The organism is Modicisalibacter radicis (assembly GCF_900961225.1).
Classification (GTDB): domain Bacteria; phylum Pseudomonadota; class Gammaproteobacteria; order Pseudomonadales; family Halomonadaceae; genus Modicisalibacter.
This window is the reverse complement of the sequence record NZ_CAAHFN010000088.1, coordinates 1-8,722: the sequence shown is the minus strand read 5'-3', so window position 1 is coordinate 8,722 and position 8,722 is coordinate 1. Positions and strand designations below refer to the sequence as shown.

Sequence of the window (8,722 nt, the reverse complement as noted above, 5' to 3'; positions counted from 1 at the left end):
TGCACCTGGATGACGGCACCCGCCTGGAAAGCCCGGCCTGCGAGGCGCGCGGCAACCCCACCAACCCGCTCGCCGATGCCGAACTGCTGGCAAAGTACGACGCCCTGGCCGAGCCCGTGCTGGGCGAGCGCGCGGCACGGCTGCGCGAGGTGGTGATGAGCCTGGAGACACGCCCGGCCAGCGACCTGCTGGCCCTGCTGGGCGCGCCCTGAAGACGCCAGGCAGGCCCAGAACGACACTCGGCGCCTCCCAGGGGAAGGCGCCGAGTGTGTTTGAGGCGGTGTTTGAGTCTCTGATCACTACTCAGGCTTTGTCTGAAACGTCGACGAGCGAAGGTCAGACAAGGCGCAACGACCGTAGGGAGTAACAGCCGAAGGCTGGCCCGAAGGGTGAGCGTAGTGAATCAAAATCAGCGAAAACGGACCGGGCTGGCGCACCAGTTTACGGGGTGTAAATGAGCAAATTGATCGGACTCGCGCCCAAGCTGATTTTTGACGCAGTATGGCCGAGCGCAGGCAGTTTCAGACAAAGACTGTTCAGTCGCGGCGGTACGTCCCCACCAACCGACTCATGCCGAGAATGTGCGGCTCCAGCTCGTTGAGCAGTTCCGGCTGCGTCAGGCCCTCGGGCAGTTCGGTGAGGGTATCCAGCGCCAGCACCCAGAAATAGTACTGGCGCGGCCAATAACTATAAAAAAAATGCTCGATAACCGACGAAAAATATATTTGATAATTTATCTTTATATGTGTGAAATAAGAGGCAAACAGTAAATGATGACCTGAACAACATGCTGGATATTAAGTACTACATACTCATAGATGCGATAGAACGCCACGGCTCTCTTCAAGCCGCCGCTGCTGCCATTGGATTGACCCAACCAGCGGCTACGCATCGCGTTCGAGAGATGGAGAGGCGGTTGGCAGTCTCACTTTTCGAGAGGCGGGGACGGCGTACTACTCTAACTGCTGCGGGTCAGCGTCTTCTAGAGGCAGGACGCGAGGCAGTACCGATTTTGGCATCAGCAGAAGCCGATGCGCTATTGCTGGCCCGGTCCGACACGCAGGCACTCAAATGGGGAGTCGACGCTCACGATATCGTCAGCCACATCTTGGTCGAAAGCCACCGCCATGAAGTCAAAAACCTGGAGCTTTACCGGTTTCCCACACACACGTTGGCGAGTGCGCTTTTCGAAAAGCAGATCGACCTTGCACTCATGTCGGATCCGCCGGTTCAAAACGGCATTAGCAACATTTTTCTTTTCGAGGATGAACTTCGAGCAGTGGTGCCTGCGTCCCACCCCTTAGCCCATCGGGAGAGCGTATCGGCCGAAGAAATTGCCCAGGAGCCTTTCCTGACCTTCAGCGCGGCAAGAGAACCAGGCTATGAATTCGACCTTTTCTTCAACCCAAGTGGACAGGCGCCGGTGTCGATCCAGACTATCGAATCCGTGAGCACGATCCTGGATACGATCGCCCTGAGTCAACGCGGTGTGAGTATCCTGTCATCTTGGATCATAGCCGCTGGGCATAGACGAGAACTAGCAGTTAAACCATTGAAGGGGGTAACCATACCGGTACGCTGGTATTTATCGTGCAGGGAAAGCGAGCTCGTCAACGAGAACCTCGAAGGATTAAAGAACATCTTCAAAAATATAAACAGGCAGTAACGATCGATTAGAAACCAGGAGATTATTATGACAAAGCCTTCTTTAAGAATATTTACATTTTACCCTTCTCTTGTGCTGCTAGGTGGCATGACACTTCTTGCTTTATTTGATGGCCCTTTTTTGTTGCATGTGACAAGCATGACCCATGCATTTCTAATGGAAAAGTTTGGCTGGCTTTATGCGCTATCGGCATTCACGCTCGTAATTATCGCCGTGGGCACCCTTTTCTCGCCAATCGCTAAGCTGCGTATTGGCGGGGCCAGCGCTAAACCGATCCTCACAAGATGGCAGTGGTGTTCAATCACACTATGTAGCTCAGTGGCTATAGGGCTGCTTTTTTTTGCTGCGGCCGAGCCCATCTTCTTTATGTCCGCCCCACCTGGGGGAAGTGGGATCGAAGCCTTCTCTACGGAAAGTGGTGTCAATGGACTTTCATCCCTCTACATGCATTGGTCCTTCACAACCTATGCGATCTACACCGTCCCTGCATTAATGTTCGCCATCGCACACTACAACTTGGGAATGCAATTCAGTATCTCGTCGGCGATGACGGCAGCACTGCCGATCAATATAAACACAACGACACGACAAATCATCGATGCGATGGCGCTCATGGCGCTAGTCGCTGGGATGGTTGCCTCGCTTGGCACCGGCGCCATGATGCTGGGTGGTGGCTTACGCCGGCTCTTTGGTATCGAAGTGACTGATGCACTGATTGGAGGTCTATGCATGGTCGTCATGCTAGCCTCCGCACTGTCGGCGGCGACCGGGCTGCTTAAGGGTATTCGCGTACTGTCTAGCTGGAATGCGCGAGCACTCATTGTCATGGCCGCGTTAGTGCTGATATTCGGGCCTACGTCATTCATCGCCAATGGTGGAATCGATGCATTAGGATATTATGTGTCGGGCTTCATCAAGAGCAGTCTCAATACCGGCACGATCAATGATAATGGCTGGCCGCGCGATTGGACACTTTTCTTCTGGGCCAATTGGTTTGCTTGGGCTCCCGTCACAAGCATGTTTCTAGGCAAGATTTCTCGTGGTTATACCGTACGAGAATTCCTCACTTTTAACTTTGTTCTCCCCGCTGCTTTTGTACTCATCTGGTGTGCGACATTCGGAGGGTTTTCAGTATTCACCGAACTCAATGCCAACCATATCTTGAGTGAGACGCTTGCGAACCAAGGGCCGGGCGATGTGATCTGGGTGCTGCTAGAGCAATTACCAATGGCGCTCTTTTTTATCGGCACATTCTTGATGCTATCGCTGGTTTCCTACATCACTGCTGCAGACTCGACCATCGATGCCATCTCCGGCATGTGCTGCAAGGATACTCGTGACAGTGACGTCAACTCTTCACCTTATTACATAAAGCTCATCTGGGGCGCAATAATATCAATTATAACACTTGTCCTCACTATAAATGGTGGCCTGGAGGCGCTTAAAATGATTTCTACTGTGGGAGGATTCATCGGCATGATTATCGTTATGTTCGCCGCAGCCTCACTGGTTAGAGTCGCACTATGGCCAAGCATCCTATCCAATATATTATCTGGCTCGGGAGTCAAGGGCACTGGATATCATCACCCTCATGACTCCAAAGCATAAAATTTTCGTTCCTTTCCATAATTAAAAATTCATTATCAATATTTTCACCCCTTCTTATAATGAGAGGGTCAACATTAGGAGGCCATCTCATGAATTCACAAGTTTCGGACCAAGACATGAAGACGCTCAAGGATATCGTCAATCTTGACGCTTATCCGATCGAAGCCCCGAATTCGGATGATTACCGAGCATGCGTCAAAAGCATACAGGCACAGCTCGCCGAAGATGGCTGCGCACATTTCGCCAACTTCATCCGGACCGATATCGTCGAACGACTGCGTGAGGAAAGCGAAGCGTTGGCGCCACAGGCGCACTATCACAGCAATAAAGTGACACCCTATGCTACCGCCGACGACGACTCCTACCCGCAAGATCATCCGATGCGTCGCTTTCAAGATTTTAGCAACGGCTTCGTGGCCAAGGACCTGATTAGTGAAGATAGGCTTTTACAGCGCCTGTATGCAAACAAGGTGTTCCAGCAGTTCATCGCCGATTGTCTGGGAGAGACGCGCATCTACGAATACGCCGACCCCATTGCTGGTCTCGTCATCAATGTAATGCCAGAAGACACGGTATTGCCTTGGCACTTCGACACCAATGAGTTCATCGTCAGCCTAATGACTCGACGTCCGGAGGCCGGCGGCGACTTCGAGTACGTGCCGAACATTCGCACACCGGGTAACGAAAACTTCGAAGAAGTGCAGCAGGTACTCGACGGCGATGACTCCAAGGTCAAGAGGCTGACACTCAACACCGGCGACCTTCAACTCTTCCGAGGGCGCTACTCCATGCACCGTGTAGCGCCAGCACGTGGTCAGCGTCTTTGCGCGCTACTCGGTTACGCCAAAGAACCCGGGCTGATTGGTCGCATCAAACGTACCCAAGACGTCTATGGTCGGGTCACCCAAGCTCATATCGATGCCGAGAATCAACGTCGCGAAGATTCACTGAAGGGTTAACTGTTCATGACTATTAAAACGCGTGATGCTCGGAGCATTTCCTCAACGTCACGTTACGATACAATCGATTTTCAGGCCACGCCGATTGATCGAGTACTCGAACATCGCGTGACGCTACATCGCCTAGGTCGTCTCCGCGAGCAAATCGCACTGCACGATCTGGATGCTGTGGTCTTATTCGATCCAATTAACATTCGCTACGCCTGCGGCGTGCGCAACATGCAAGTCTATTCGCAGCGAAATCCCGCACGTTATCTCGTAGTACCTGCCGAAGGCCCGGTAGTCTTGTTCGAGTACCGCTCCTGCGGCCACTTGGCCAAGGACATGCCAACGCTCGACGAAATTCGCGGAGCAACGCCGATCATGCCGCTTCACAGCGGACATCACTCACCCCGACACGTACGGAACTTCGTCCGTGAAATTGACGACGTTATGAACCGCTCGTCTACCAATGGTAAGCGTTTAGGCATAGAGGGCGCTCCGACGGAAGTCGTTGGCGCACTCAGCGAGAATGGCTACACACTCTCCGATGCCTCGCGTCCGGTCGAAGTGGCCAAGTCGATCAAGAGCTTCGACGAGTTGACTCTAATCGCTAAGTCCGTCGAGTTAACCGAACAGGCGATGGCGGTTATGGAGCGCTCGATCGAGCCGGGGCTGACTGAAAACGCGCTCTGGTCAATCTTTCAGCAGAAGGTGATTGAGACTGGCGGCGAGTACATGGAAACGCGTCTGCTGAGTTCAGGAGATCGTACCAACCCCTGGTTCCAGGAAACATCGGCCAAGAAGCTGGCCGCTGGCGAACTTGTCGCCTTCGATACCGATACGGTTGGTGTCTACGGCTATTACACGGATTTCTCGCGCACGTTCTTGGTCGGCGACGACATCGAGCCTACGCAGAAGCAAAAAGAGTTATATAGCCTTTCTCGTGACGAGATCGAAACCAATATTGATCTGATGAAGCCGGGTATGTCGTTTCGCGAATACTCAGAAAAGGCATGGAAAATTCCTGAAGGCTACCAGGAAAATCGCTACCTGGCGGTCGTCCACGGCTGCGGCATGACCGGCGAATGGCCGATCATCGCTCACCATATGGATTGGGACGAAGTTGGCTACGACGGCATTATACAGCCAGGCATGACACTCTGTGTGGAATCGTTCTGCGGCCATCGCGATGGTGGCGAGGGCGTAAAGCTCGAGGAGCAAGTATTAGTCACCGAAACTGGCGTGCGTCGCATGTCAACCTACGGCTACTCCGATTTACTTAGCCTCAAATAGAACGTCGACGAGTCCGCACGTCTAAGCACAAGAGGCTCAACTCGAAGGCGATATCCACTTCCGATACGCCACTGGTACGCGAGTTGGTGGACAGCTATCGCTGAACCAGGCCTCAAACGACACTCGGCGCCCCCCAAGGGAAGGCGCCGAGTGTGTGTGAAGCGGCGTTTGAGCTTTAACAGCGACTTATAACAGTCACACAGGCAACGTTAGTCGCGACGATATGTCCCCACCAGCCGGCTCATGCCGAGAATATGCGGCTCAAGTTTATTGAGCAGTTCCGGCTGCGTCAGCCCCTCGGGCAGTTCGGTGAGGGTATCCAGTGCCAGCACCCAGAAATAATACTGATGCGGTCCGTGGCCCTGTGGCGGCATCGGGCCACCGTAGCCGTTGGCGCCGCCATCGTTGACGCCGGCGGTGCCCAGCGTCGTGCCCTCTTCCAGCGAGGTGACATCCGCCGGCAGGTTGTAAAGCAGCCAATGAACGTAGCCGTAGCTGCCATCCTTCACCAGCGGCGCATCCGGATCGTGGCAGATCACCGCGAAGCCCTGGGTACCCGCCGGCGCACCCTTCCAGCTCAAGGCCGGGGAGACATCATCACCTTCCGCCGAATGGCGCTTGGGAATCGCCCCATTCGGCGTAAAGGTGGGGCTTTCGACGTGCATGCTGGACGGTGCAAAGGGCATGAGGCTTCTCCCATGGAACGTAGTGAAAGGTGAACCGAGCGACGCTATTGCGACGGCTTGTCTTTGGGAAATGATGGCAGAAGTGGAGGATTCAACCCGTCGCGCGGGCGCTCACCATAGCTCTGGGCCATACACCTTGGCATTGATCTTCCTTTGCATAACGCCCGCAGTAACCGCGGCTTTGTAGTGGAGCCGCAGGCGCAACGAAAAAGCCGTCGAATTGCCTGCGATTATTATGTGATTTTCTCACGGGTTTCTCATACTAACCATTTGAAAGACTGTTGTAAGAACCTGTCAGCATTTTCATTGACGATTCTACCGTGAGCCATGACCAATATTTGCGGGTTCCAAGACAACAACCTATTGAGGTGTTTCCGAGCTTCCGCTTTACCAAACATGAAGCTTAAACGCCAATCCAAAGGCGTTTTTCCATTAGGGGCAAGTATACCAACACCTTTGGCCATAACCCGTTGCCAGTAGTTAAAGTCTTGACCTGAAAAGTTTTCAATTAGGTCAGTAACAATTAAGGTATGTGAGCTGTCATGATAAAAAACACACTCCTCCATTAACGGAGAGCCAGCAAACAGTTCATGTTTAATATCTGGCTCCCAAGCATAACCTTGGGAGTTATTAAGCGAGGCGCAAAAAGAGAGATCGCTACGCTTTTTAATCACCTGGCTTGTACCATAAACTTCTGCGCTTGGATAGACGGCAATCCATTCAGATAAAAATAAGTGGTGTAAACTATTGGGCGCAATTAAATATTTAACAGAGCCTAGACTGTCTATGTTCTCTGTAATTGGCTCAGATAATCTTATTGGGCTATGAACCCATAGCTCGCCACTAGGAAGTCTAACAACCGTCATCCGAGTAGAAAAAGGCAACCCTAAGAACTGAACAGGCTCACCATCGAATACCCATATTTCATGCGCTAATTTTTCCATGTTTCTCCAATCACACAACGCTGAGCTTAGCGGCGACCTTGTAATGGAGACGAAGCCGCAATGAAAAGGGTGTCCGGCGGCTGCAGGCCGCGAACTACAGCGCCTGGTTATGTCCTACCCGAAGAAACAGCCATTCTCATCGGCATTCACGATAGCAAAGAATTCCTCGATGGATCGTGACTCAGGTTCTGGCGTGTACGAATGCCACTTCAGATCGCTACGCATCCAGTAGACTTTCCAGCGCTGCGCTTTCTTGACGTAGGTAGCTTTTGCTACCGGTGATTCAATGATCGTAGACGGCTCCCGGAAATGAGGGCGAATCTCGACAATTTGAACGCTTTGGCCAGACACCCGAACGTCTAAATCTAACTTGGGTCGGATCTCGACTGGCGGCCTCCGATTTTGCAGAAACTCTGAAGCGGCCCGCTCAATTTTCTTCGATTCAAACTCACTGAATGCCATATGGATTCTCGATGGGAACGCCCACATAACGCCGCAAGCAGCTGCGGCTTTGCCTTGTTAGCAACACATTGCTCTGTGATTGACATCTGTACAATTCATTCTCAATAGCTACTTCGTTCTTGTATAACTATGTTTCAATAACTCATGTATCAGCGGGCTCTTTGTCTTTGCATCATAAAGGTCAAAGTTATCAAAAATAGCATTAACTGCATCCTGAGTATCCAAGATTATTTTCAAGTATTGGCTCGGAATAATTGCCGTCCCATTTCCCTCCTTTACCTTTCTTGCGATAGATGTGGCTATCGTACCGAAAATAACAAGCGGCCCATCAAGGCTCGACAGCCTATCGAGATTTCCAAGATTTCGTGCAACAACTAACACTTCTCTTTCTTTTACAGACATATGAGTGCTACCTTCGAAGAAGTTTTGCTAAAAGGCATTAGAAGGCGCGCTCGTTTTCCCACTTGAACGAGCAGGCGCGTTCAATAATCTTATCTAGCCCGCCCCTTAGGCCTTAACTCATTGATTATAAATAAAATTAATAATAATTCGGCTATCTATGCAGAATTCGCGTGCCTGCTGCCTTTGCCGGCTCGGTCACCTGAAGACCGACACCAGCCTTCCACTCGCCCCAACGCCGTTTCGACCACGCTACCGCCAAGGTGAGGACTACAACCCTCACCGCCTCGCCCATAATTTATGTCGTCAAACCCTTAAGTATCCCTAAACCTATCGCGAATCAGCGCCGAGAGACATGGCATTACACGAAAGGCGTAGACACAAAAACGCCCGCGCCGATGTGCGGCGCGGGCGTGGCGTTCAGCCGTGTAAGTGGCTTACGAGGGAAAGTTGAACTGGGCTGGGCACTGCGCTTCGGCCAACGTTGGGAGATGGCCTTGCGGCGGGTGTAGAAGCGCACGGCGTCGGGACCGTAGGCGTGCAGGTCGCCGAACAGCGAGTCCTTCCAGCCGCCGAAGCTGTGGAAGGCAACCGGTACTGTCGACGCCGGAGCTATAAGTCCGTAAATCATCAAAACAGATTGTCCCCCCGACCCGCATGACCTTTCCTTGCTGGTGACCAAACCTGTAAGGGCCGTGCCATGCTGAGCCGAGAGGACTTTCT

Annotated in this window: 8 protein-coding genes and 3 pseudogenes; 5 read left to right on the top strand and 6 right to left on the bottom strand. The window is 52.4% G+C overall.

Annotated elements, in window-relative coordinates; genetic code table 11:
- Positions 1 to 212: pseudogene (locus HR9077_RS17015) on the top strand (MmgE/PrpD family protein); the annotation flags it as partial.
- A gap of 324 nt (positions 213 to 536) precedes the next feature.
- Here the strand turns inward: HR9077_RS17015 and HR9077_RS17010 are convergent.
- Positions 537 to 671 (bottom strand): annotated as a pseudogene (locus tag HR9077_RS17010) (YbhB/YbcL family Raf kinase inhibitor-like protein); the annotation flags it as partial.
- Positions 672 to 787: 116 nt separating this feature from the next.
- On the opposite strand from HR9077_RS17010, the gene HR9077_RS17005 reads away from it, so the two are divergent.
- The 4 genes from HR9077_RS17005 (at position 788) to HR9077_RS16990 (ending at position 5,508) form a co-directional block, all read left to right on the top strand.
- Entirely contained in the window at positions 788 to 1,666 is an 879-nt protein-coding gene (locus HR9077_RS17005) for a LysR family transcriptional regulator (protein WP_136068442.1), read from the top strand.
- Between the two features lie 27 nt (positions 1,667 to 1,693).
- Entirely contained in the window at positions 1,694 to 3,274 is a 1,581-nt protein-coding gene (locus tag HR9077_RS17000; RefSeq protein ID WP_136068440.1) for a BCCT family transporter, read from the top strand.
- Positions 3,275 to 3,363: 89 nt separating this feature from the next.
- Entirely contained in the window at positions 3,364 to 4,233 is an 870-nt protein-coding gene (locus HR9077_RS16995) for a HalD/BesD family halogenase (protein WP_136068438.1), read from the top strand.
- 6 nt (positions 4,234 to 4,239) lie between these two features.
- Positions 4,240 to 5,508, top strand: a complete 1,269-nt coding sequence (locus HR9077_RS16990) for a M24 family metallopeptidase (RefSeq protein WP_136068436.1) — start codon at positions 4,240 to 4,242, stop codon at positions 5,506 to 5,508.
- Positions 5,509 to 5,717: 209 nt separating this feature from the next.
- Here the strand turns inward: HR9077_RS16990 and HR9077_RS16985 are convergent, their stop codons facing one another.
- The 5 genes and pseudogenes from HR9077_RS16985 to HR9077_RS22235 form a co-directional block, all read right to left on the bottom strand.
- Positions 5,718 to 6,194, bottom strand: coding sequence for a YbhB/YbcL family Raf kinase inhibitor-like protein (locus HR9077_RS16985; RefSeq protein WP_136068434.1), 477 nt, complete (start codon positions 6,192 to 6,194; stop codon positions 5,718 to 5,720).
- Between the two features lie 257 nt (positions 6,195 to 6,451).
- A complete protein-coding gene (locus tag HR9077_RS16980; RefSeq protein WP_136068432.1) occupies positions 6,452 to 7,138 on the bottom strand; it encodes a DUF4336 domain-containing protein in 687 nt (228 codons plus the stop codon).
- A gap of 114 nt (positions 7,139 to 7,252) precedes the next feature.
- Positions 7,253 to 7,600: a DUF3024 domain-containing protein gene (locus HR9077_RS16975; RefSeq protein ID WP_136068430.1), complete on the bottom strand. Its 348-nt coding sequence runs from the start codon at positions 7,598 to 7,600 to the stop codon at positions 7,253 to 7,255.
- A 108-nt stretch (positions 7,601 to 7,708) separates the two neighbouring features.
- Entirely contained in the window at positions 7,709 to 8,002 is a 294-nt protein-coding gene (locus HR9077_RS16970; protein ID WP_136068428.1) for a hypothetical protein, read from the bottom strand.
- A 358-nt stretch (positions 8,003 to 8,360) separates the two neighbouring features.
- A pseudogene (locus HR9077_RS22235) lies at positions 8,361 to 8,722 on the bottom strand (hypothetical protein); the annotation flags it as partial.

Bases quoted from the DNA above. Each gene is read 5' to 3' on its own strand.
- HR9077_RS17005 (WP_136068442.1), top strand. From the start codon at position 788: ATGCTGGATATTAAGTACTACATACTCATAGATGCGATAGAACGCCAC.
- HR9077_RS17000 (WP_136068440.1), top strand. From the start codon at position 1,694: ATGACAAAGCCTTCTTTAAGAATATTTACATTTTACCCTTCTCTTGTG.
- HR9077_RS16995 (WP_136068438.1), top strand. From the start codon at position 3,364: ATGAATTCACAAGTTTCGGACCAAGACATGAAGACGCTCAAGGATATC.
- HR9077_RS16990 (WP_136068436.1), top strand. From the start codon at position 4,240: ATGACTATTAAAACGCGTGATGCTCGGAGCATTTCCTCAACGTCACGT.
- HR9077_RS16985 (WP_136068434.1), bottom strand. From the start codon at position 6,194: ATGCCCTTTGCACCGTCCAGCATGCACGTCGAAAGCCCCACCTTTACG.
- HR9077_RS16980 (WP_136068432.1), bottom strand. From the start codon at position 7,138: ATGGAAAAATTAGCGCATGAAATATGGGTATTCGATGGTGAGCCTGTT.
- HR9077_RS16975 (WP_136068430.1), bottom strand. From the start codon at position 7,600: ATGGCATTCAGTGAGTTTGAATCGAAGAAAATTGAGCGGGCCGCTTCA.
- HR9077_RS16970 (WP_136068428.1), bottom strand. From the start codon at position 8,002: ATGTCTGTAAAAGAAAGAGAAGTGTTAGTTGTTGCACGAAATCTTGGA.